Annotated in this window: 20 protein-coding genes; 7 read left to right on the forward strand and 13 right to left on the reverse strand. The window is 61.4% G+C overall.

Going from position 1 to position 22,775, the window contains the following annotated elements; translation table 11 throughout:
• Positions 1 to 36 precede the first annotated feature (36 nt).
• Entirely contained in the window at positions 37 to 471 is a 435-nt protein-coding gene (locus ABZS45_RS01895) for an RDD family protein (protein ID WP_412100444.1), read from the forward strand.
• Between the two features lie 222 nt (positions 472 to 693).
• Here the strand turns inward: ABZS45_RS01895 and ABZS45_RS01900 are convergent, their stop codons facing one another.
• The 8 genes from ABZS45_RS01900 to sucB all read right to left on the reverse strand — a co-directional run bounded on the left by ABZS45_RS01900 (position 694) and on the right by sucB (position 11,508).
• Positions 694 to 1,479, reverse strand: a complete 786-nt coding sequence (locus ABZS45_RS01900) for a DUF4191 domain-containing protein (protein ID WP_412100446.1) — start codon at positions 1,477 to 1,479, stop codon at positions 694 to 696.
• A 42-nt stretch (positions 1,480 to 1,521) separates the two neighbouring features.
• The gene (gene lipA, locus ABZS45_RS01905) at positions 1,522 to 2,586 is read right to left on the reverse strand and encodes a lipoyl synthase (protein WP_412101122.1); all 1,065 of its coding nucleotides are present in this window, start codon (positions 2,584 to 2,586) and stop codon (positions 1,522 to 1,524) included.
• A 108-nt stretch (positions 2,587 to 2,694) separates the two neighbouring features.
• Positions 2,695 to 3,501 carry a lipoyl(octanoyl) transferase LipB gene (lipB, locus tag ABZS45_RS01910; RefSeq protein WP_412100447.1) on the reverse strand — a complete coding sequence of 269 codons (807 nt, stop codon included), beginning with the start codon at positions 3,499 to 3,501 and terminating at the stop codon, positions 2,695 to 2,697.
• Positions 3,502 to 3,570: 69 nt separating this feature from the next.
• Complete coding sequence (gcvH, locus tag ABZS45_RS01915) at positions 3,571 to 3,963, reverse strand: glycine cleavage system protein GcvH (protein ID WP_412100448.1); 393 nt, start codon at positions 3,961 to 3,963, stop codon at positions 3,571 to 3,573.
• Between the two features lie 42 nt (positions 3,964 to 4,005).
• Entirely contained in the window at positions 4,006 to 5,118 is a 1,113-nt protein-coding gene (gcvT, locus tag ABZS45_RS01920) for a glycine cleavage system aminomethyltransferase GcvT (RefSeq protein WP_412100449.1), read from the reverse strand.
• A gap of 3 nt (positions 5,119 to 5,121) precedes the next feature.
• Positions 5,122 to 7,971, reverse strand: coding sequence for an aminomethyl-transferring glycine dehydrogenase (gene gcvP / locus ABZS45_RS01925; protein WP_412100451.1), 2,850 nt, complete (start codon positions 7,969 to 7,971; stop codon positions 5,122 to 5,124).
• 73 nt (positions 7,972 to 8,044) lie between these two features.
• Complete coding sequence (locus ABZS45_RS01930) at positions 8,045 to 9,199, reverse strand: MFS transporter (protein WP_412100452.1); 1,155 nt, start codon at positions 9,197 to 9,199, stop codon at positions 8,045 to 8,047.
• Between the two features lie 254 nt (positions 9,200 to 9,453).
• Entirely contained in the window at positions 9,454 to 11,508 is a 2,055-nt protein-coding gene (gene sucB / locus ABZS45_RS01935; RefSeq protein WP_412100454.1) for a 2-oxoglutarate dehydrogenase, E2 component, dihydrolipoamide succinyltransferase, read from the reverse strand.
• A gap of 148 nt (positions 11,509 to 11,656) precedes the next feature.
• Here sucB and ABZS45_RS01940 point away from each other — a divergent pair, with 148 nt between their 5' ends.
• Complete coding sequence (locus tag ABZS45_RS01940; protein WP_010190593.1) at positions 11,657 to 12,064, forward strand: hypothetical protein; 408 nt, start codon at positions 11,657 to 11,659, stop codon at positions 12,062 to 12,064.
• A gap of 20 nt (positions 12,065 to 12,084) precedes the next feature.
• Here ABZS45_RS01940 and ABZS45_RS01945 read toward each other — a convergent pair whose 3' ends face one another.
• The gene (locus tag ABZS45_RS01945; protein WP_412100456.1) at positions 12,085 to 12,627 is read right to left on the reverse strand and encodes an isochorismatase family protein; all 543 of its coding nucleotides are present in this window, start codon (positions 12,625 to 12,627) and stop codon (positions 12,085 to 12,087) included.
• A gap of 28 nt (positions 12,628 to 12,655) precedes the next feature.
• Here ABZS45_RS01945 and ABZS45_RS01950 point away from each other — a divergent pair, with 28 nt between their 5' ends.
• Complete coding sequence (locus ABZS45_RS01950; RefSeq protein ID WP_412100457.1) at positions 12,656 to 13,930, forward strand: glutaminase; 1,275 nt, start codon at positions 12,656 to 12,658, stop codon at positions 13,928 to 13,930.
• Between the two features lie 48 nt (positions 13,931 to 13,978).
• Here ABZS45_RS01950 and ABZS45_RS01955 read toward each other — a convergent pair whose 3' ends face one another.
• The gene (locus tag ABZS45_RS01955; protein WP_412100458.1) at positions 13,979 to 15,478 is read right to left on the reverse strand and encodes a leucyl aminopeptidase; all 1,500 of its coding nucleotides are present in this window, start codon (positions 15,476 to 15,478) and stop codon (positions 13,979 to 13,981) included.
• 166 nt (positions 15,479 to 15,644) lie between these two features.
• Between ABZS45_RS01955 and ABZS45_RS01960 the strand changes: the two genes are divergently transcribed.
• Positions 15,645 to 16,748, forward strand: coding sequence for a branched-chain amino acid aminotransferase (locus ABZS45_RS01960; protein WP_412100460.1), 1,104 nt, complete (start codon positions 15,645 to 15,647; stop codon positions 16,746 to 16,748).
• A gap of 9 nt (positions 16,749 to 16,757) precedes the next feature.
• On the opposite strand, the gene ABZS45_RS01965 is transcribed toward ABZS45_RS01960, so the two are convergent.
• Together ABZS45_RS01965 and ABZS45_RS01970 are read right to left on the reverse strand one after the other, a co-directional pair.
• A complete protein-coding gene (locus tag ABZS45_RS01965) occupies positions 16,758 to 17,660 on the reverse strand; it encodes a nicotinate-nucleotide--dimethylbenzimidazole phosphoribosyltransferase (protein ID WP_412100461.1) in 903 nt (300 codons plus the stop codon).
• Between the two features lie 12 nt (positions 17,661 to 17,672).
• Positions 17,673 to 18,365, reverse strand: coding sequence for a DUF3043 domain-containing protein (locus ABZS45_RS01970; protein WP_412100463.1), 693 nt, complete (start codon positions 18,363 to 18,365; stop codon positions 17,673 to 17,675).
• Positions 18,366 to 18,545: 180 nt separating this feature from the next.
• Here ABZS45_RS01970 and ABZS45_RS01975 point away from each other — a divergent pair, with 180 nt between their 5' ends.
• Positions 18,546 to 18,890, forward strand: coding sequence for a HesB/IscA family protein (locus ABZS45_RS01975; protein WP_070526632.1), 345 nt, complete (start codon positions 18,546 to 18,548; stop codon positions 18,888 to 18,890).
• A gap of 65 nt (positions 18,891 to 18,955) precedes the next feature.
• On the opposite strand, the gene asnB is transcribed toward ABZS45_RS01975, so the two are convergent.
• Complete coding sequence (gene asnB, locus ABZS45_RS01980; protein WP_412100464.1) at positions 18,956 to 20,878, reverse strand: asparagine synthase (glutamine-hydrolyzing); 1,923 nt, start codon at positions 20,876 to 20,878, stop codon at positions 18,956 to 18,958.
• A gap of 354 nt (positions 20,879 to 21,232) precedes the next feature.
• Between asnB and ABZS45_RS01985 the strand changes: the two genes are divergently transcribed.
• Together ABZS45_RS01985 and ABZS45_RS01990 are read left to right on the forward strand one after the other, a co-directional pair.
• Entirely contained in the window at positions 21,233 to 22,312 is a 1,080-nt protein-coding gene (locus ABZS45_RS01985; RefSeq protein ID WP_412100466.1) for a cytochrome c oxidase subunit II, read from the forward strand.
• A 19-nt stretch (positions 22,313 to 22,331) separates the two neighbouring features.
• Positions 22,332 to 22,763, forward strand: a complete 432-nt coding sequence (locus tag ABZS45_RS01990) for a cytochrome c oxidase subunit 4 (RefSeq protein WP_412100467.1) — start codon at positions 22,332 to 22,334, stop codon at positions 22,761 to 22,763.
• The last annotated feature ends 12 nt before the right edge of the window (positions 22,764 to 22,775 follow it).

Consider the following 22,775-nt stretch of genomic DNA (forward strand, 5'->3'; position numbering starts at 1 on the left):
TTCTGCTTCGCAGAGCCGAAGGCTAGATTGGGGGACATGGCAGATAACAACGATGGCTTTGAGCACGGGCAGTGGCCTGGGCAAACAATGGGCTTGCCCAAGGAGGGGCCAGGTGCCCTGGCTTCTGTAATGCGGCGCACTTTTGGTGTGCTCATTGACTGGATCCTGGCGATGATCATTGCCAACCTTCTTGAGCTTTTTACGGATTCCCTCGGTGGCCCGGCATTCTTGGGCTACGCGGTGTGGGTAGTTATGGGCATCGTGTGCGGATGGCTCTTCGCCCGAACCCCAGGAATGGCCATGCTGGGCATGGGCGTGGCGCGCCTCGACGTGCCGGGCTCTTCTGTTGGCCTGTGGCGGGCGGCGGTCCGCACGCTGCTCACCGCTGTGCTGTTTCCTGCAGCGATGGTTGACGCCGACGGCCGCGGCCTCCACGACCGCGCTACCGGTACCGCGGTCATCATGGCCTAAAGCTTGTTCAGCGCCAGCCGGTCGTATCTATCACAAGCTTCGCGCGGGGTATGGGGGCAGATGGCTTTTCGGGAGATGCCAAGTACAAGGTGCTTGCCACGCAGAAGATTCTGCTGTGGCAACTGAGGGGACAAGGCCTAGGGAAGTTTTAAAGCCAATGAGAAGGGGTCCCTTCCGAGAATCTCGGAAGGGACCCCTTTGTCAGCGCGCGCAGCGAGTGGTTTACTTGCCGCCCTTGCGCTCCTGCATGCGGCGCATACGGCGATTCATGCCCGCCATGTTCTGAGCTTGGCGGGGCATCGGGCCCTTGGGCAGACCCGGGGTGGTGCCCGGCAGATCATCCATGGCCTCGATGCGGCGAATGTTCTCGTAGGTTTCGTTCTTGTTGTAGTTGCGCGGCAGCTTCATGATGTGAGTGCGCAGCTTGGACACCGGCACCTCATCCTCATCGCTGCCCACGAAGACCTCATAAACCGGCACGCCGCCAGCCAAGCGGTCAACGCGCTTCTTCAAACGGTTGAGAGTAGGGGCGACGCGCTTGCGGTCACCTTCGACGACGAAGATGACGCCGGAGTTACCGATCACGCGGTGAACCAGATCCTGCTGGCGGGTCGCCGCCACGCCCGGCTTGACCTTCCACACCACACCCACGGTGTTGCGCAGCTGCTGCTCCAAAGCCCAACCGGCGACACCAGGCTGGTCCTCCACCTTCTTGTACATGTCGCGCTCAAGGCGGCGAGTGAACAGGAACATAGCGAGCATTGCGCCAAGGCCCAAGCCGATGATGAGCATGAACCACTGGCCGTTGAAGAGCAGGCCGATAAGGAAGAAGAGCAAACCCATGCCCAAGAAAGCAGCCAGCATGATGGGGATGAGAGCCTTGTCTTGCTTGCGCTGCATGTTGAACGCTTGCCACATCTGTGACCAGTTCTGCTTGCGCTGGGCGCGCTTGGCCGCCCGCTCTTGCTTCTTCGCGTCCTTGAGCGACGCTTTATCGTCCTTAGCCATGTCTCCTACTTTAAAGGTCAGAGGAACAAAAAGAGAAACGCGTTAGCGGATGGTTGCAGCAGCGGAGTTGGACTGTGCGGGGGTCTTAGCCATGCGCGTGGTCACCGGAGTTTCCTCGGAGGGGCCGTACTTCTCCAGCAGAGTGGAAGCTTCTTGGGCGGTAGCGCCCTGGGAAGTCTCCGCCAGGTGCTTCAGGTTCTCCGGTAGCTCGAGGCCGCGTGCCTCCATGGCTTGCACGTAGAGGCGGCCAGCACGGTAGGAGGAGCGGACCAGCGGGCCAGACATGACGCCGCCGAAGCCGAGTTCCTTGGCCAGCTTGGAGTGCTCCACGAACTCCTCTGGACGCACCCAGCGCTCGATCGGGTGGAAGCGCGGGCCAGGGCGCAGGTACTGGGTAATCGTGATGATGTCGCAGCCCACCTCGCGGAGATCGCGCAGTGCTTCCTCGATTTCTTCGGCGGTTTCGCCCATGCCCAGGATGAGGTTGGACTTGGTGATCAAACCAAAGTCGTGGGCTTGGCGGATGACGTCCAGGGAGCGCTCATAGCGGAAAGCCGGGCGGATGCGCTTGAAGATACGCGGCACCGTCTCCAGGTTGTGAGCGAAGACCTCGGGGCGGGCCTCAAAGACCTCTTGGAGCAGATCCGGCTTACCGGAGAAGTCCGGGGTGAGGTTCTCCACGCCGGTATTGGGGTTGAGCTCATGAATCTTGCGCACCACCTCGGCGTAGAGCCAGGCGCCCTCGTCCGGAAGATCATCGCGGGTAACGCCCGTGATGGTGGTGTAGTTGAGATCCATTTCCTGGATGTTTTCTGCCACACGGCGCGGCTCGTCGCGGTCCAGTTCCTCTGGCTTGCCGGTAGCGATATCGCAGAAATCACAGCGGCGAGTGCATTTGTCGCCGCCGATAAGGAAGGTAGCCTCACGCGATTCCCAACACTCGTGAATATTGGGGCAGCCAGCCTCCTGACACACGGTGTGCAGGGAAGCACCAGACACGCGAGATTTCATGTCCTCATACCCAGGGCCGGTGCGAACCTGGTTGCGGATCCAACGCGGCTTCTGTTCGATGGGAGACTCCGCATTCTTCTTCTCAATGCGGAGCATCTTGCGTCCTTCAGGCTTAACAGTCACGGAACCTCACTTTAGGTGTTGAACTAGCTCTTTTTAATACAAGCCCTGCGGGTGGTTGCTTTATTCCACCGAGGGTAGCCGCTATTTTTCTTGCGCGGCTTTGCGGGCTTGGCGGGCCTTCTCGTTGGCCACTTTGATGGGATCAGGGGCCGAGGCAAAGGTGTGGTCGGCCACGGTGAGTTCGCCGGAGAGGGCTTTGAGGAGGGCGTCGAGAAGCGGGGCTTCCGCCTCCTCCATGGTCACTGGGCGGCCGAGCTCAAGCGACAGCGTGGACACATCCGCATCGTCGATGCCGCAGGCCACGATGTGCTCGTAGTACTCCAAGGTGTTGGTGCAGTTGAGCGCTAGGCCGTGCATGGTCACGCCGCGGGTCACACGAATACCCAACGCACCGAGCTTGCGGTCGCGCTTCGGGGCGGCTGGGTCGGCAGCCTGGGTGGTGGAGGGAACCCACACACCGGAGCGCCCATCGATGCGCCCAGCAGTGCTTACACCCAGCTGGCGCACGGCTTGGATGATGGCTTCCTCGAGGCGGCGGACGTAATCGACAACGTCTACCGGCTCGGCCAACTTGAGAATGGGGTAGACCACCAACTGGCCCTCGCCGTGCCAGGTGATACGCCCGCCGCGGTCGACGTCAATGACCGGTAGGCCGTTATCGGGCATATCCTCCGGCTGCGTCCGCTTGCCGGCGGTGTAGACGTTGGGGTGCTCCACCACGAGGATGACATCACCCTGCGTACCCGCCGCCCGCGCCGCCGCGAGCTCAGCCTGCAGGTCCCAGACCTCTTGGTAGCCCATGCGGCCCAAGCGGCGGATCTCCAGTGGCTCATCGGACGTGCGGATGGAGCGATCAGCGGGAAAGAAAGGTTCGCGGGGAGCAGTCATGAAACCAATCCTAAACCCCGCGAAAAATCAGCCCGAAAGGGGCTGAGTCTGCGCTGCTCAAACGTTGTTTTAGTTAACGCCGTTGGCGGAGGCGTACTCGTCGGCGGTCATCAGCTCGCCGACCTCGGTGACCTCGACCTCGAAGAGCCAGCCCTCACCGAAGGGATCGTTGTTGATGACTGCGTAGTCATCGTGCACACCCTCGTTGACGGCAGTCACGGTGCCGGTGACCGGGGAGTAGAGGTCAGACACGGACTTGGTGGATTCGACCTCACCGCAGGTCTCACCGTGCTCGACGGTATCGCCCACGGCCGGCAGCTCAGCGAAGACGACTTCACCCAGGCGGTCGGTGGCCACGGAGGTGATGCCGATACGGACGGTAGAACCAACGACGGAGTCAGCGGTGGCGTTGATCCACTCGTGGTCCTCGGAGTAGGAGAAATCGGAAGGAAGGTTAGCCATGAGAAGGGGTGTCCTTTCGGTAGTTGACTTCAGTTGTGGAGTTTACTTATCGCGCTTGTAGAAGGGCAGCGCGGAGACTTCGAAGGGGTAGCGCTTGCCGCGGATATCCACCTCGACGGCCGCACCCGGCTCGAGTCCAGCGGCGGTATCGATGAGCGCGAGTGCTACCGGGTGTCCCAGGGTGGGGGAGGGCTGACCAGATGTCACCGTGCCCACCTTGTTCTCGCCCACGTAGACCTCGGAGCCGGCACGGGCGGCACGACGCTGGGAGGAAACCAAGCCGGTGATTACAGCCTGTGGTCCCTCCTCAGCGCGCTGGCGCAGCACCTCAGCGCCCACGAAGTCCTGCTCCTTCTTGGCAAAGGCGCGGGACATTCCGGCCTCCACTGGGGTGATATCGCGGGTGAGCTCGTTACCGTAGAGCGGCATGCCAGCCTCCAAGCGCAGGGAGTCGCGCGCTGCCAAGCCGCAGGGCTTGATGCCGTATTCCTCGCCGGCCTTGAGCAGCTCTTCCCACAGCTCCGGGGCATCGGAGTTGTAGACGATGAGCTCGAAGCCGTCCTCACCGGTGTAGCCGGTGCGGCAGATAAACGCGTACTTGCGGGCAACCTTTCCGGTCATCGCGGCGTAGTAGGGCAGGTCCATGACTGCCTGCTGCTTGGTGTCCTCCACCAGCGGGACGAGGATCTCCAGCGCCTTCGGGCCCTGGACAGCAATCATGGCCACATCGCGGGACTCGTTCTTGAGGTCCACGTCGAAGCCCTCGGCGCGCTCGTTGAGAGCTTCCCACACGGTATCGGCGTTGCCAGCATTGGGCACGACGAGGAACTTGGTCTCCTCCAAGCGGTAGGTGATGAGATCATCCATGATGCCGCCATCCTCGGCACAAATCATGGAGTACTTCGCCTTGCCCTCCTTGAGGGTGGCGAGGTTGGAGATGAAGCAGTAGGACAAGAACTCGGCGGCATCCGCGCCGTTGACCCAGATTTCACCCATGTGGGAGAGGTCGAAGAGGCCCGCGGCATTACGCACCGCGCGGTGCTCCTCAAGCTCGTTGTCATACTTCAGCGGCATCTCCCACGGCCCGAAGGGCGTGAAGGTAGCGCCGAGTTTCTCGTGCTCAGCGTGCAGCGGGGAGTGCAGGTAGTCAGTCATTGATTAAACCTCCTGGTTCTCGTCGGAGTAGTCAAAAGCCTCTGGCGGCGGGCAGGTGCACACCAGGTTGCGGTCACCGTAAGCCTCGTCGATGCGGCGTACCGGCGGGAAGTACTTATTAGCGCGCAGGGAGGTCACCGGGTAGGCGGCCTGCTGGCGGCTAAAGGCAAAGTTCCACTCGTCGGTGGCGACGGATTCGGCGTTGAACGGTGCGTGGTGGATGACGGAGTCCTCGTAAGCCACCTGGCCGTCGATGATCTCCTGGATTTCGGCGCGGATGGAGCGCATGGCTTCAATGAAGCGGTCCAGCTCACCTAGGTCCTCAGACTCGGTGGGCTCCACCATGAGGGTGCCGGCCACCGGGAAGGACAGGGTCGGCGCGTGGAAGCCGTAGTCCACAAGGCGCTTGGCCACATCAGCGGCGGTGACGCCGGAGGCGTCGGTCAGCTCGCGCAGGTCGAAGATGCATTCGTGGGCCACCAGGCCGGCATTACCCGTGTAGAGCACCGGGAAGGAATCCTTCAGGTTCTGCGCCAGGTAGTTTGCGCCGAGGATGGCGTGGCTCGTAGCCTCCGTGAGCCCTTGCGAGCCCACCATAGCCAGGTAGGACCAAGAAATCGGCAGCACGCCAGCGGAACCGTAGCGCGATGCGGTGGACGGCACGCCGGTGCCCTCCACAGCTGGCTGCGCAGGATCCAGCTGGGGATCGTTGGCATCCGTCGGCAGGAAGGGCGCTAAGTGCTTGGCGACGCCCACCGGGCCCACACCCGGTCCACCTCCGCCGTGCGGGATGGTGAAAGTCTTGTGCAGGTTGAGGTGGGACACATCGCCACCAAAAGCACCCGGGCGGGCCCAACCGGCCAACGCGTTCATATTCGCGCCGTCGATGTAGACCTGGCCGCCGGCCGCGTGGACCTTGTCGCAGACCTCGCGCACCTCCGGGTCGAAGACGCCGTGAGTGGAGGGATAGGTAATCATGATGCCAGCGACGTGCTCGCCGTGCTGCTCGAGCTTGGCGTCGAGATCGGCAACATCGATGGAGCCGTCGTCCGCGGTCTTGACTACCACGACGCGCAGGTTGGCCAACGTCGCCGACGCGGCGTTGGTGCCGTGCGCGGAAGCTGGAATGAGGATGACATCGCGGCCGTGATCGCCGTTGGCCACGTGATAGCGGCGGATGGCCAACAGGCCTGCCAGCTCGCCTTGGGAACCGGCATTGGGCTGGATGGAAACCTGCGCGTAGCCGGTGATTTCGGCGAGCCAGGACTCGAGCTCGTCGATCAGCGCGCGCCAACCAGCGGTGGTCTCCTCCGGGGCATAGGGGTGGATGCCCGCGAACTCCGGCCAGGAGATGGGCTCCATAGCGGAGGTGGGGTTGAGCTTCATCGTGCACGAGCCCAGCGGGATCATCGTGCGGTCGAGCGCCAGGTCCTTATCCGCCAGGGTGCGCAGGTAACGCAGCATCTGGGTCTCGGAGTGGAGGGAGTTAAAGATTTCGTGCTGCAGCGGTTCCTCGGCGCGCTGAACGGAGCTAGGGATATCGAAGGAAGCGTCGTCAGCGTCGGTAGCACCAAAGGCAGCGGCCAAGGTGTTGACGTCCTCAAGGGTGGCAGACTCGCCGAAAGAAACCGAGATCTTGTCCGAGCCGATGGCACGCACCAGGTAGCCCTGCTCCTGCAGCTGGGCCTTGATAGCGGCGGCATCCACGCCGGTGACGGTGACGGTGTCGAAGAAGTCGCGGGAAACAATCTCCTTTCCCGCGCCGGTGACCGCCGCCGCGAAAGCAGCAGCGCGGTCATGCACGCGCTGCGCAATCTCCTTCAGCCCCTTCGGGCCATGGTAGACCGCATACATGGAGGCCACGTTGGCCAAGAGGGCCTGCGCAGTACAGATATTGGAGGTGGCGCGCTCGCGGCGGATGTGCTGCTCGCGGGTTTGCAGGGCCAGACGGTAGGCGGGGCGGCCGGCGGCGTCCTTGGACACGCCCACGATGCGGCCCGGCAGCTGGCGCTTGAGCTTATCCGTGACGGACATGAATGCCGCGTGCGGGCCACCGAAGAAGAGCGGCACGCCAAAGCGCTGCGAGGAGCCGAGGACCACATCCGCACCCATCTCGCCCGGGGCTTCCAGAAGGAGCAGCGACAGCGGGTCAGCCACGACGGCAGCTAGGGCGCCGCGGGTGTGCAGCTCCTCGATGGCAGCGCGCGGGTCGACGATATCGCCCTCGGTTCCCGTGTAGGCCAGAACTGCACCGACGAGGTCTTCGCCGACGATGCCATCGCGGACATCAGCAATCTCGACCTCCAGCTCGATGGCGCGGGCGCGCTCGGCGGCCACGGCCAGTACCTGCGGATGCAGGCGCGAATCCAACAGCACTCGGCGGCCTTTCTTGACCGCGCGGGCCATCAGGCCGACGGCTTCGGCGGTGGCAGAGGCTTCGTCGAGAAGCGAGGCGTTCGCGATCGGAAGACCGGTCAGGGACTCGATCATGGTCTGGAAGTTCAGCAGTGCCTCGAGACGACCCTGCGAAATCTCCGGCTGGTAGGGCGTGTAGGCGGTGTACCAGCCGGCATCTTCCAGCAGACCGCGGCGAATGACCGCTGGGGTGAGGGTATCGGAGTAACCCTGGCCATAGAAGGACTTCAGCACGACGTTCTGGGAGGCGTACTCACGCAGCTTCGCCTGCGCGTCATCTTCGCTCAAGGCCTCCGGAAGGTTCAGCGCCTCAGTGGCGCGGATAGAGGTAGGCAAGGCGGCATCGACCAGCGCGTCCACGCTGTCATAGCCCACTGCCTTGAGCATCGTCTCACGCTCGGCTGCATCCGGGCCGAGGTGACGAGAGATGAAATCCATATGGTGAATCTCCTTCGTGGCGTTAGTTTGTGTGACCTAAACTGCCCCCAAGTATAAGGCGTATGCCATGACATTAACCCCGGGTACCCCTGATTCGGAGATGTAGCGCCACGGCAGTTAATGCCGCGACCGCGAGTCCAATGATGAAGGCGGTGGAATAGCCTGTGATAGGGCCCAAAAGGGAGAGGATGAAGGGGGCGAAGAAACCCAGATACGTAAGCGAATAAAACACCCCCGTCGCTGCACCGAGTTCCGCCGGGTCGGCGATGGATTGGGTTTCCGCCAGACCGCTGAGCATGCCAATTCCATAGGAGCTACCCATGATGATGGCTGCGAGGGGCAGGAGGAATACCGACCAGCCGTGGTGTGCTGACACGACGACGATGAGACACAGCACCATGCCTAGTGCGGCCAGCAGCATACCGTGGAAGGCGTTAACCCGGATACGTCCCGCCAGCTGTTGGATGACCACGCCGCTGCCCATGGTGAGCAGCGCGCACAATCCGGCGATGAGAATGGGGTGGCGCAGATGCTCGCTGAGCTGTGCGGGCAGGAATACGAAAGCGGTGGTGGCGGAGCCGAAAACCCACGGCGCATAGAGCACGACTAGTACGTAGCGGGGAGTAAGCAGGCTTGTCGGTATGAAGGTGCGCCGCTTCGTCTGCGGTGTTCTTGTTCGCTTTTCGAGCACCGTCCACACGAGTGGGACCACGACGAGTGCGAGGCCGATGTGCAATAGATAAGGCAGGACAGTGGGCCAGGGAAGGAATTCCGCTGCGATACCGGCAACGCCAGGTGCTGATGCAAAGCCGGCCGATAGAGCAATGGAAGAACGTTTGGCTCCTACGCTGAGGTGGGTACTGAGCTCCTTGATCCACGCAGCGCCGGAAGACATGGCCAGTCCCACTGCAGCCCCGGCACACAGGCGGCCAATCAACAAGGGTAGGAAGGCGCCGCTTGCGCCAGCGAGGAAGACCAGTGAGCCAGCAGTGGTGGTGAGGACGGCTGGGCGCATGACGGCGCGGCGCCCCAGCGAATCCGAGAGTGGGCCGCCAATGAAGAGAGCCATCATGATGCCGAGGGCATAGATGCCGAAGAGGAAGGTCGTCTGCAGAACCCCCAGCGAGGTGGTGACTTGGTAGACCACGACCATAGGTGCGAAGAGATTGGCGCCGCAGGCGACGAGGAACATACCTAAAGCGACGCGGAACCACTTCTGAGAAACCATGCGCCACAGTCTAGTGTGCCAGGTCACAGTAGTCAGTTCTTGGTGGCAAGACGGTTAAAAGAAAACGCGCCTTACTGACAAAGTTGGCGCTGATCTTTGAAAACCGGGCAATAGTTTTGGCAGATAGGGCAGTTGCGGCGCCACTGAGCGATGTCACCGAGCTGTGTTTGCGGGGTGGAGGAAAGGCCGGGCGAAAACGACGAAGCTCCCCCGCCGCAGTGGCAGGGGAGCAAACCTAGGCTGAGCGCTAGGGCTTAGAGGTCAAGGTCGGCTTCGAAATCAGCGGTCTCGAGGCGGTCCTTGATGGTCGTGATGAAGCGACCAGCGTCGGCACCATCGACCACCTGGTGGTCGTAGGTGAACGGCAGGTAGCACATCTGGCGGATGGCAATGGCGTCCTGACCGTCCTCGGTCACAACGACCGCGCGCTTGGTAATAGCGGCGGTGCCCAGGATGCCGGCCTGCGGCGGAACCAGAATCGGGGTATCCAGCAGGGCGCCCTCAGAGCCAATGTTGGTCACGGTGAAGGTTGCACCGGTCAGATCATTCGGCTTGAGCTTGTTGTTGCGTGCCTTATCAGCCAGCTCGGCGATCTTCTGGGCGATCTCCGGCAGCGTCAGCTCCTGGGCCTTGTGGATGACCGGGGTCAGCAGGCCGCGCGGAGTATCCACGGCGATGGCCACGTTGACGTCAGCGTGGTAGGTCATCTCCTTGGTCTCCGGGTTGTAGGAAGCGTTGACGTTCGGGTGGGAGACCAGAGCCTCAACGGTGGCCTTCACAATGAACGGCAGGAAGGAGAGATTGGCCTCGTACTTATCAATGAACGCCTGCTTGGACTGCTTGCGCATATCCCAGATGGCGGTCATATCGACTTCCTGGACGTGGGTCAGCTGAGCGGAAATCTGGAGGGCCTCAACCATCTTGGCCGCCGTGATCTCGCGGATACGGTTGACCTTCTGGGTGGTGCCGATGAGCTCCTGCTTCTCCGGATCCACGGACTTGGTGGACCAGCGAGCACGCGGGTTGCTGGAGGATGCGCTAGCGGAGGATGCCGGTGCCTCGCCCTCGCCAGCAGCGGCCAGGACGTCCTGCTTGCGGATGCGGCCGCCGACGCCAGTGCCGGAGACGGTGGACAGGTCAACGCCGTGCTTCTCAGCCAGCTTGCGTACCAGCGGGGTCACGTACGGGACGTTATCGCCGTTGTTGACCTTGGTGGAAGTCTCAGAAGTCTTCGGCTCGGAGGACTGGGAAGCAGCAGGCTTCTCCTCGGCCTTCGGCTCTTCCTTCTTCTCTTCAGCCTTGGGCTCTTCCTTCTTTTCCTCTGCCTTCTCCTCCTTGGCAGCGGGCTTCTCGGAGGCTGCGGCGGAGCCGTCGCCGATGCGGGCGATGACGGCGCCGACGTCGACGGTGTCGTCTTCCTCGGCGAGGATTTCAACGAGGGTGCCGGCGACTGGGGACGGGATTTCGGTGTCGACCTTGTCGGTGGAGACCTCGAGGAGTGGTTCGTCGACCTCGACGGTGTCGCCGACGGACTTCAGCCACTGGGTGATGGTGCCTTCGGTGACGGACTCACCGAGCTCCGGCATCTCCACGTCGGTGGCGTCACCAGAAGCAGCCGGCTTGTCCTCAGACTTCTCCTCGGACTTTTCTTCAGCCTTGGGCTCTTCCTTCTTTTCCTCTGCCTTCTCCTCCTTGGCGGCAGGCTTCTCGGAGGCTGCGGCGGAGCCGTCGCCGATGCGGGCGATGACGGCGCCGACGTCGACGGTGTCGTCTTCCTCGGCGAGGATTTCAACGAGGGTGCCGGCGACTGGGGACGGGATTTCGGTGTCGACCTTGTCGGTGGAGACCTCGAGGAGTGGTTCGTCGACCTCGACGGTGTCGCCGACGGACTTCAGCCACTGGGTGATGGTGCCTTCGGTGACGGACTCACCGAGCTCCGGCATCTCCACGTCGGTGGCGTCACCAGAAGCAGCCGGGGCCTCAGACTCAGCGTCCTCAGCAGGCTTGTCCGGGGTCTCAGCAGCCTTCTCAGAGGAATCCTCGGACTCCTCAGCAGCCGGTGCGGACTCGCCCTCATCACCGATGATGGCGATGACCTCGCCCACGTCTACGGTGTCATCTTCCTCAGCCTTGATTTCGAGGATGGTGCCGGCGACCGGGGAGGGGATTTCGGTGTCGACCTTGTCGGTGGAGACCTCGAGCAATGGCTCGTCGACCTCGACGGTGTCACCGACGGACTTCAGCCACTGGGTAATCGTGCCTTCGGTTACAGATTCGCCCAGTTCGGGCATCACAACAGAGTGTGCCATAAGTGTTAAGACTCCTCGAAAGTTGGAATTAGTGAAACGCTAGTGATTGATTCTACAGCGTGTTTATAAAAGCTGCGCATGGGTGGGGTGAATTGGGGCAACCTCCGCACGAAGTGGCTGAAGGTGGGCTCCGGTAGGCTAAAGAGCCATGTTCAACCCCTTCCGCCGCAATAGCTCTAAGTCCCAACTGCGCCCACCCCGCGCACCGGGGGAGACCATTCGCGCAGAAGACGCTCAGGAGCTCCAAGCTTGGGCGCAGGGGCGGGCTTATATTGAGGCATTTGTGGAGCCGGAGACCGTGGTCAACGAGATGTCGGTCGTCGTGGTTGATGAAAGCGGCGCCTTCATCCGCCGCCGCATTGGTGGACCCAAAGGGATTGACGCGGTAGCCAAGCTTTTGCGGTGCGATGTTTATGACGTCGAAGAGACTGGCTACCCCCAGCGCATGCGCGAGCGCATTGAGCGCGAACGCATTCTGCGCAAGCGGGAGGAGCAGCGCGAGCGCCGCGAACGCTTTGAGCAGCGCCAGCAGCAGAACCAACAGGGCGATAGCTAAACAGCCACAACGTCTGTTGCTTATTCGCTAACGATAGTGGCGCCTGCCTTGGCCAGTTCCTTCAGGGCGGCAGCGCCGCGGGTCTCGTCGACGGGCGCGCAGTAGTCCGCCAGAACCCGCACGGTGAAGCCTTCCTTAAGGGCGTCGGCAGCCGTCGCGCGCACGCAGTGGTCGGTGGCAATGCCAACGATGTCCACGGCGGTGACGTTGTGCTCACGCAGCCAATCTGCGAGTAGAACACCATCGGCTGCGCCTTCGAAGCCCGAGTAAGCGGCGGTGTATTCGCCCTTCTTGAAATAGGCCTGGGCGGGTGCGATGGCCTCGTGCATGGCGGCGCCATAAGAATCGGCCACGCAGTGCGTGGGCCAGGTATCGACAAAGTCGGGGTTCTCAGAGAAGTGGGCGCCTGGATCGATGTGCCAATCCTGTGTGGCTACGACCGTGTCATAGGAGGTTTGGAGAGCGCCGATGCGCTCTGCGACCTTGTTCCCGCGTTCGGTGCCGAGGGCTCCGCCGGGGCAAAAATCATGTTGGACATCGACAATGATGAGTGCAGGTGTCATACGGGGCAATTCTATACCCTGGGATGCGATGAAAACACCGATTCCTTTTTATTTACAGAAAATCTTAGATGGCGTTCACGATCATGATTCCGGAGAAGTCGCGGACTATATCCCGGAACTGGCCCAGGCGAACCCAGACCAGTTGGGTGTTGCGCTGTGCTCTGTCACGGGCCACCTGTATAGCGCCGGTGACGCGGAAAACCGTTTCACCATCCAATCCATTTCAAAACCATTCGTCTACGCCCTCGCTTTGAGTGAGCTGGGCTTAGATGCGGTACGTGATGTCGTCGGCCTCGAGCCCTCTGGGCAGGCTTTCAACGAGCTTTCCCTGGCCAAGGATCATCGCCCTGTGAACCCGATGATTAACGCCGGTGCCATCGTGGTCAACCAGCTCATCAACGGCGTGGACTCCAGTGTGGAGGACCGCGTGGAGAAGATTCGGTCCTTCATTTCACAGCTGGCGGGGCGCGAGGTGGACGTCGACAAGCGCCTGTGTGACTCCGAACTTGAGCATGCCGAGCGTAACCTCTCCCTCGCGCATATGCTGCGCTCCTATGGCATCATTCAGGATGATGCTCACGACGCCGTGCTGTCCTATACCTCGCAGTGCGCACTGTCGGTCGATGTGCGCGACCTTGCCGTCATGACCGCGACCTTGGCCAATGGTGGGCGCCAGCCGGTAACGGGGGAGAAAATTCTGGACGCCGACGTCTGCCGCATGATCCTGGCGGTGATGAGTTCCTGCGGCATGTACGACGGCGCTGGGCGCTGGATGGCGGAGGTGGGAATCCCGGCGAAGTCAGGCGTAGCCGGCGGTCTCATCGGTACCCTGCCGGGCCAGATCGGTGTGGCGACGTTCTCTCCGCGCCTCGATGAGCAGGGAAATAGCGTGCGCGGCACCGCAATTTTCCGCGAGCTTTCCTCGGACATGGGTCTGCACCTGATGTCCACAGAGAACCGCTTCGGTGTGCACCCAGTACGCAGCGTTGATGAAGATGAGGAGACGGCGATCATCCGCCTGCAGGGTCATATCAACTTCACCGCTACCGAAGCCATCCTTCACGAGCTGGAGGAGCGTCAATTCTCCGGCAAACGCTTGGCCTTGGACTTCTCGCAGGTCTCTGGGCTGCACAAGGTGGGCCGGCGCATGCTCAAGGAAGGCCTGCGCCGGCTGCGTGAGGAAGGCAATGAGGTCGCGCTTGTCGACGATGACGGGCTCGTCACCGACCGCGCCATGTCAGATGGCACCGTCCTCCCGCTGGCGGACAAGGAGGACTACGTCATCGCCGGTGAAGAAGTGTGAGCGGCCTAAAGTCGCTCACGCGAGGGGCCGAATTGAAGACGCTCTGATCTAGGCTTCGGCGATCTCGCGCAGCGCGGCCACCACGGTGCGCACCGGCACACCGGTAGCGCGCTTCGGGGTGTAGCCGCGCGGGGCGGAACCGTTCCAGGAAGGGCCGGCGATATCGATGTGGGCCCACTCGATGCCCTCGCCCACGAATTGCTTGAGGTAGGTGCCGGCGAATTCCATGCCTCCCTCACGCTTGGCGTTGATGTTGCGGATGTCCGCGGCCTGGGACTTGATCTCCTCGTCGTGCTCTTCCAGCAGCGGCATGGCCCAGGCGTTCTCGCCCACCTCGCGGCCGATTTCGGCCAAGCGATCGCGGAAGACCTCAGAGCCCATGATGCCGGAGGTGCGCGAACCCAGCGCCACGATCTGTGCGCCGGTAAGCGTCGCGGTCTCGATGAGGTAATCCGGCTTATCCTCGCTGGCGCGGGCGATGGCGTCCGACAGCACAAGGCGGCCCTCAGCGTCGGTGTTGAGGACCTCGGATGTCAGGCCACCGTAGTGGGTAATGACATCGCCCGGGCGGGTGGCACTAGAGCCCGGCATGTTCTCAGCCAGCGGCAGGGTGGCGGTGATCTGAACCGGCAGCTTCAACTTGGCCGCAGCGATGATGGTGGCCGCCATGGCAGCGGAGCCGCCCATATCCGAAATCATGTCCCACATGCCATTGCCCGGCTTTAAGGAAATACCGCCGGTATCGAAGGTGATGCCCTTACCCACGAGGGCCACGTGCTTCTTGGCCTTCTTGGGCTTCCAACTCAGGCGCACCAAGCGCGGCGGGCGGGCCGAGCCCTTGCCCACGGCCAAGATTCCGCCGAAGCCCTGCTTCTCCAGCTGCTTTTCATCGAGAACCTTGACGTCAAGACCGGCCTCCTTGGCCTGGCCGGAGAGGAAGTTGGCGTAAGACTCCGGGTAAAGCTCGTTGGCGGGGGCATTCACTAGGTCGCGGGCGAGCAAAACAGACTCGGCCACGGTGCGGGCTGCCTCGAATTCTTCGGAAACAGATTTATCAGCCACCACGGTGAAGGTAGCCGGTTGCTCCTTTTCCGTGAGCTCAGTGGAGCGGATTCCGCGGTAGGCATAGCCGCCGAGGATGAGTCCCTCAACGGCGGCCGTAACGCCGAAGTCCGCCAAGGTGGTCACGATGGTGCCCACGCCCGCAGTGCCGCGAGCGGCGCTGCCGGCGGCGCGGCGCAGAGCTTCATCGTCAAGCGCCTCAACGTCACCCAAACCCAACGCGATGACCTGAGCGGCACCTGCCTTCTGTGGGGCGGGAACCTTCACGATCTCCCCGGCCTTACCCGTCGCGCCCACGGCGGCGAGAGCCTCGTACGTCGAGCGCAGCGCGGAGGAACCGAGCAGGGAGGTACCCGGAACCTCGAGCCCCTCCTCACCAGCAAAGGTAGCGATGAGCAGGGCGTCCGCCTGCTTGGGGGCCTTCTTGGCCAACTCAACGGTGGGGAATGAGCCGCGTGCGGGCAGTTCGAACGTGGTAGAAGCCACAATGTCCTCCTTGAGAAAAGTGACAATGGGATACTCCTCACACCCTACCCGTGTCCATGACGTGGAACGCGGAGGGGCGATGTGCGCGAAGGTTGACTATTTCAGGCAATACTTCGCTTGGGCATTTCTGCACTTCTATAGGTGTCTGGGGAGTACGCTGTAATCCATGTTGAATTACACCGTGACGCGAACTGATAATCCCACCTCCCCGGAACGCCTGCAGGAGATTTTGGCGAATCCGGGCTTTGGCAAGTACTTCACCGACCACATGGTGACGATTGATTGGACTGAGGACAAGGGATGGCACGACGCGCAGGTGCGCCCCTATGCGCCGTTCAGCATGGACCCGGCCTCTACCGTCTTCCACTATGGCCAGGCCATCTTCGAGGGCATCAAGGCTTACCGCCAGCCCGATGGCAGCATCGCCACCTTCCGCCCAGAGCAAAACGCGCAGCGTCTGCAGGCTTCCGCCCGGCGCATGGCCATGCCGCAGCTCCCGGAAGAGGAGTTCGTGGAGTCCCTGCGCCAGCTTGTCGACGTCGACCAGGCCTGGGTTCCTGAAGCCGGCGGCGAGGCGGCCCTGTACTTCCGGCCCTTCATGATCGCCACTGATGTTTCGCTGGGCGTGCACCCGGCGAATGCCTACCGCTATGTCGTCATCGCCTCCCCGGCAGGCGCGTATTTCTCCGGTGGTATCAAGCCGGTGTCCGTCTGGCTGTCCACCGACTATGTACGCGCCGCACCCGGCGGCACCGGTGCAGCGAAATTCGCGGGCAACTACGCGGCCTCCCTGCTGGCGCAGGCGCAGGCAGCGGAAAAGGGCTGCGACCAGGTGGTCTGGCTGGATGCTATCGACCGCACCTACATCGAGGAAATGGGCGGCATGAACCTGGCCTTTGTCTACGGCGAAGAGGGCAACCAGACCCTGGTCACCCCGGAGTTGTCGGGTTCACTGCTACCGGGTATTACCCGCAAGTCTCTGCTGCAGGTGGCTGAGGACATGGGGCTGAAGGTCGAAGAACGCCGCATCACCTACAAGGAGTGGGAGCAAGACGTTGCCTCCGGCGCGATGGTGGAGGCCTTTGCCTGCGGTACCGCGGCCGTTATTACCCCGGTGGGTCACGTCATGGGAACCGATACGGACTTCCACATCAACAACGATGAGGCCGGTGCCACGACGATGGCTTTGCGTGAGCGTCTCACCGGTATCCAGCGCGGAGCCGTTGAGGATACTCACGGCTGGCTGCACACGCTGGTTGAAGCGAAATAAGTGGGCTGCCTAGGCGAGCTCTGCGGCCAGCTGCACCAGCGGCAAGGCGGCGAGCGCGCCGAGGGGGAAACCTTCGCTCAGGTTTAAATCAAGCAGTGGGTTAAGTTCCAGTTCCTTGAGAGCGAGCGCATAAGCCGGTTCTGGGGTTGTACTGCCCGCGCGCAGCCAGCCTTTCACGCCAGGGGCGGTGCGCTCGGCGAGAACGGCGGCGGTGGCTGCCAAGGGGCCGTCGATAAGCACCGGTGTTCGTCTCGCCGTGGCCTGCGCGATGAAACCCACCAATGCCGCGAGGTTCGGGGAACCGATGGTCTGCACGACCTCCCAGCCCTCTAGGTTGCGGGCGCGGAACATGGAGTCGCGCACAACGCTCACGCGGGCCTTCCACATCGCATCCGTGATACCGCTGGCAAGAGTATTCGTGCCTACAATTGCCACTGGTTCGGTGTAGGTGATCCGGCCCATGACACCTGCGGCGAGTGTTTCTTCGCCCATGCAACAAGCGGACGTGATGAGCAGGTCGGCCCCGGAATCGATCTCACGATCAGCCGTGGTCATGCCCAATTCGATGAAAGACTCGCACTCTGTAGGAGACATGGCGGCGGAGGTGTCGCTTGACTCGACAACGCTGCAGTCGATGAACTCGATGCCCACTCCCGCTCGCTGCGCGGCGCTGAGGAGGCTATCGCGCCACCGCTTTTCATCAGCGGGGGAGTACTGCGTGATACCCACACCATCGATGGTGCGCGCAGCGATGGGATGGGAGCCTTCAAACACGACGGCTCGGGGCCGCTCAAGAGGCGTGACCTGCGGAGAATCCTGCGCTGCCGCCAGCCACGCGGCAATCTCTGCCATGCGGTTTGGCTGTGCTGCGGTTGAAAGGCGCAGCTGAGGAACCGCGGTGAATTCAGGCATGTGTCCTCCGGTCTAGACGGTAGCTCCGCGCTCCACCTGCGGGCGCGGGGTGCGCCACTTACGCGGCTGGGAGGCGCGGGAGTACGCGTAGAAGCCTAGGCCAAAACCGGCCTCGGTGGTGCCGGGGAACTTCAGGCGCACTGCGTTGTTGCACTTACGCGCGAGCCAGAAACCCTCGACAGCGAAAACCAGGATGACCGCCATGGCGCCGATAGAAATGATCTGCGACAGGCGCGGGTCCCGGCTGCCGACGAACATGAGCACCAGCAGCACGATCATAAAGGGCATGACCCACTCGTTGATGAAGCGGCGGGAATCTACCCAATCGCGCACGTAGCGGCGGACCTCGCCCTTATCGCGGGCGAGCAGGTAGCGCTCGTCGCCAGCGGCCATGCGCTCCTGTGCCACCTTGTTGCGCTCGCGGGACTCTTGGCGCTCCTTGCGCTTATATTCCTTCCACTCTGCCTTAGACATGGAAGCTTTGAGTTCCTTGCGGTGCTGGTAGCGCTGCGCGTCCGACATTCCCCGGGGATCACGCTTGACGCCGCGGGCGATTTCTTGCGCATCGCGCTTGGGCGTCGGGCGGCCCTTCGGCGGCGTGTAGCCCTTGCGGTGCGGTTTCTCGGCGGCGGGTTGTTCTACCGGCGCCGAGGTGGGCTCGGCGGGGGAAGAAGCTTTGTCATCTTTTTGCCACGGAAGTTTCACGCTGTTTAGCGTACAAGGTCGCGCGGACATAACGGGAATAGGCCCGCGGGAGATAGCGTTGTGGTGAGGGAACAGGGCACCAGTGAACCACTAGTGAACTGTGAGGCATCCTTTCTTCCTCGTGTATGAGGGGGTAGGGTGGACTCCAGAAAAAATGCCGTAAACATAAGAGGAGAAATCATGACCGCTCCCGCGTCTGCAACCGGAGTTATCCTGACCGAGGCCGCTGCGGCCAAGGCAAAGTCCCTGCTTGATCAGGAAGGCCGCGACGATCTGTCACTGCGCATTGCTGTCCAGCCGGGCGGCTGCGCGGGCTTGCGCTACCAGCTCTACTTCGATGACCGCACCCTGGATGGTGACAAGGTGGACACCATCGGTGGCGTTAACCTCGTCGTAGATAAGATGTCCATCCCGTACCTCACCGGTGCCAAGATCGACTTCTCCGACACCATTGAGGCCCAGGGCTTTACCATCGATAACCCCAACGCTGGCGGTTCCTGCGCTTGCGGTGACTCCTTCAATTAAAGTCACATAGACGATATGTCGAAGCCCTCGCCGTATGGCGAGGGCTTCATTTTTATTCTTTATTTTTAGAGCTTCACGGGGTAGTCGCGCTGCTCGATCTTGGGGTCGATGCGCTCTTCTACGAAGATGCCATGCCAAATCATGAAGGACAGTACCGTCCACAGGCGGCGGGAGTGATCGGAGATTCCGTCACGGTGCTCCTTGAGCATCTCCAGAACTTCCTTCTTATTGAAGATGTCCTCGGTTTGAGACTCCGTAATCTGATCCTGAGCCCAGCCATAGAGCTCATCGCCGGCCAGCCAGTGGCGCATCGGAACCGGGAAGCCCAGCTTCTTGCGGTGCAGTACGTGCGGCGGGACGATCTGCTCCATGGCCTTGCGCAGCGCGTACTTGGTGGTGCCGTGTGAAATCTTGAGGTCGTAGGGGATAGTTTCCGCGACCTTGAATACTTCCTTGTCCAAGAAGGGAACGCGCAGCTCCAGGGAGTTGGCCATGTTCATCTTGTCGGCCTTAACCAGAATGTCACCGCGCATCCACGTAAACAGGTCGAGGTGCTGCATGCGGGCTACCGGGTCAAAGTCCTGGGACTGCGCATAAATCGGAGCGGTGACCTCGCGGTGGTCCCACTCCGGCTTGGCCCACGGCAGAACCCGCTGGAGCTGCTCGAAGTTGAAGGAGCGGGCGTTGCCGTAGTAACGCTCCTCCATGGTCATGGACCCACGGTTGAGCAGGGACTTGCCCTTCATGCCTTCGGGGAGAACCTGCGAGAGCTTACCCAGGCCACGGCGTAGCGGGGAGGGAATCTTCTCAAACGGAGCCAGCGAGAGTGGCTCCTTGTAAATGGTGTAGCCGCCAAAAAGCTCGTCGGCACCTTCTCCAGACAGCACCACCTTGACGTGCTTACGGGCTTCCTGGGCCACGAAGTACAGCGGGACGAGGGACGGATCCGCAACGGGGTTGTCCAGGTACCACATGATCTTCGGGACGGCGTCGGCGTACTCCTCGGGGGAGACAATCTTAACGATGTGCTCTACACCAATGGCAGCGGCAGACTCGGCCGCGACGTCGACCTCGGAGTAGCCTTCGCGCTCGAATCCGGTGGTGAAGGTGAGGAGGTCCGGGTTGTGGCGCTTGGCCAAGGCTGCGATGGCGGTGGAGTCAATGCCGCCGGAGAGGAAGGAACCGACGGTCACATCGGCACGCATGTGCTTCTCGACGCTATCCTCCAACGCCCGCGCAATCCTATCGAAGAGCTTCTGCTCCTCGCCCTGCTTCACAGGTTGAATGGGGAAGCGGGGCTTGAAGTAGCGCTCCGATACAACTTTTTCGCCAGGGCGAAGCGTTACGGTGCAGCCAGACTCGACGCGGCGAATATTGGCGTGGAGAGACTCCGGCTCAGGCACGTACTGCAGGTCCACATAGTGCTCGATGGCGCGCTTATCAAGGCTGAGGTCTAGACCCAGTGACCCGGCCATTGACAGGATGCACTTCATTTCAGAGGCGAAAATGGTGCCCGCATCCGTGGTGGCGTAATAAAGGGGCTTGATGCCGAACTGGTCTCGGGCGGCAAACATGGTGCGCGTTTCGGTGTCCCAGATGACGAAGCCAAACATGCCACGGAGGTGTTCTACTACGTCCTTGCCCCAGTGGTGGTAGCCGACGACGATGGGCTCACCATCGCCCTCAGTATTGAAGGTGTAGCCGGCTGCGATGAGTTCTTCGCGCAGTTCGACGTAGTTATAAATCTCGCCGTTAAAGGTGAGGGCGTAGCGCTGTGGGTTACCTTCGGGTCCCCAACGTAGTGGCTGGTGGGAGTGCTCTAGGTCGATGATGGACAGGCGGTTAAAGCCGAATGCCGCATCGTCGTCATGCCAAGTGCCGGCAGCGTCGGGGCCGCGATGGCGCATGCACTGGAGGGACTGCTCGAGAGCCTCCAGATGCTGGGCGGCATTGCGATCGGCGCTCAGTAGCGCGCAGAGTCCGCACATAAACTTGTTTCTCCTTATATATCAAGCTTCATCTTTGACACACTTTACGGCCGGATCCGGAGGATCGGCGAACCCCGCGCCGCGCTCCCCGTTAGGGTGCGAACTTTCGGATGATGCACGGCTATGCCCTCTGTGAATTGAGTCATAGCGGGTAGGGGGAGGGTGGGGTAGTCGGTGTGACCTTGTGCAGGTGGGCCGGTAACATCCCGTACGTTCACTATTTATAGAGCGGAGCCAGCGTCTAATCAGTCCAGCGAAAAGGTCTGAAATTCAGGCAGGATCCTCTATCCTGATTGGGTAGGAATGCTCTGTGAGTATTCGAGAAGTTTGTGTGCACAGAAAGGCAGAACACACGTGGGACAGCGTAAGCAACGCAACCTCGGCCGTAAGGCGGGCCTAGCGGGCGTCATCGCTCTGGGCGGTCTAGCTCTGGCAGGTTGTGACGTCGCAGCACCGACGGCCGTTGAGAACCTCCTTGGTATGGGTTGGCCGAAGGGTATTACCCCTGAGGCGACCTCGATGTACAACTTCTGGATCTGGGTCTGGGTTGCTGCATGGATCGTCGGCTTTATTATGTGGGGTCTCTTCCTCACTGCCATTTTCCGTTGGAGCGCGAAGAAGGCCGAGAAGGCTGGCAAGGGTGAATTCCCGAAGCAGCTGCAGTACAACGTGCCGCTGGAGATGGCTTTGACCATCATTCCGATCCTTATCATTATGGGTCTGTTCTTCTTCACGGTTCAGGCACAGCAGAAGGTTACGGCCTTGGATAAGAACCCTGAGGTTACCGTTGACGTGACTGCCTTCCAGTGGAACTGGAAGTTTGGTTACGCCGAGAACAAGGTTGATGGCGAGAACTACGATGGTGCCGATGCGGAGCGTCAGAAGCTCGCTGAGGAATCTTCCCTGGATCCGGAGGGCACTGAGAACCCGAACCCGATCCACGGTAAGTCCATGGGTGATATCTCTTACCTCAACTTCAACAAGATTGAGACCGTCGGTTCTACCGAAGAGGTTCCGGTTCTGGTTCTCCCGGTAGACACCCCGATTGAGTTCCGCCTCGCCTCCGGCGACGTTTCCCACGCATTCTGGGTTCCGGAGTTCCTGTTTAAGCGCGATGTCTATGCACACCCGGAGAACAACTCTCAGGAGCGTCGCTTCCAGGTCGAGAAGATTGAGGAGAAGGGCGCCTTCGTCGGTCGCTGTGCTGAGATGTGCGGTACCTACCACGCCATGATGAACTTCGAGATTCGCGTCGTTGACCGCGCAGACTTCAACGAGTACCTCAAGTTCCGTGAGGAGAACCCGCAGGCAACCAACGCCGAGGCCCTTGAGCACATTGGTGAAGAGCCTTACGCAGTTACGACTACTCCGTTCAACTCGCTGCGCGATACACGTGATGCCGACAATTTCGTTGACACCTCGGCTGCGGCATAAGAAAAGGAACTGATACACAATGCGTGCAACATCTAAGGTCTTTTACTCAATTGCGACCTACCTCTTCGTGTCGCTCATCGTCTACATCATTGGTGTTAACTACGTCAAGGATGATGGTTACCTGTACGGCGCTGAGTGGGTCGGCATCGTCGGCATGCTCCTTGCCGTGCTGCTCTGCATCATGCTCGGAGGCTACCTTCAGTTCACCGATAACCGCTCTGACATCGCACCGGAAGATTGGGAAGAGGCGGAGACTGAAGACGCAGCCGGTATTCTCGGCTTCTTCTCTCCAAGCTCCATCTGGCCGCTGTGCATGACCGGTTCGATTGCGGTTCTCGGCCTCGGAATCATCTACCTCTACTTCTGGATGATTATCCTGGGTGCCGTCCTGCTCGTCACCTCCGTGACCGGCCTTTCACTGCAGTATGGTCTCCCGAAGGAAAAGCACTAAAGCTTAATCTTT

It is taken from the genome of Corynebacterium aurimucosum (assembly GCF_046895345.1).
Lineage (GTDB): Bacteria > Actinomycetota > Actinomycetes > Mycobacteriales > Mycobacteriaceae > Corynebacterium > Corynebacterium aurimucosum_G.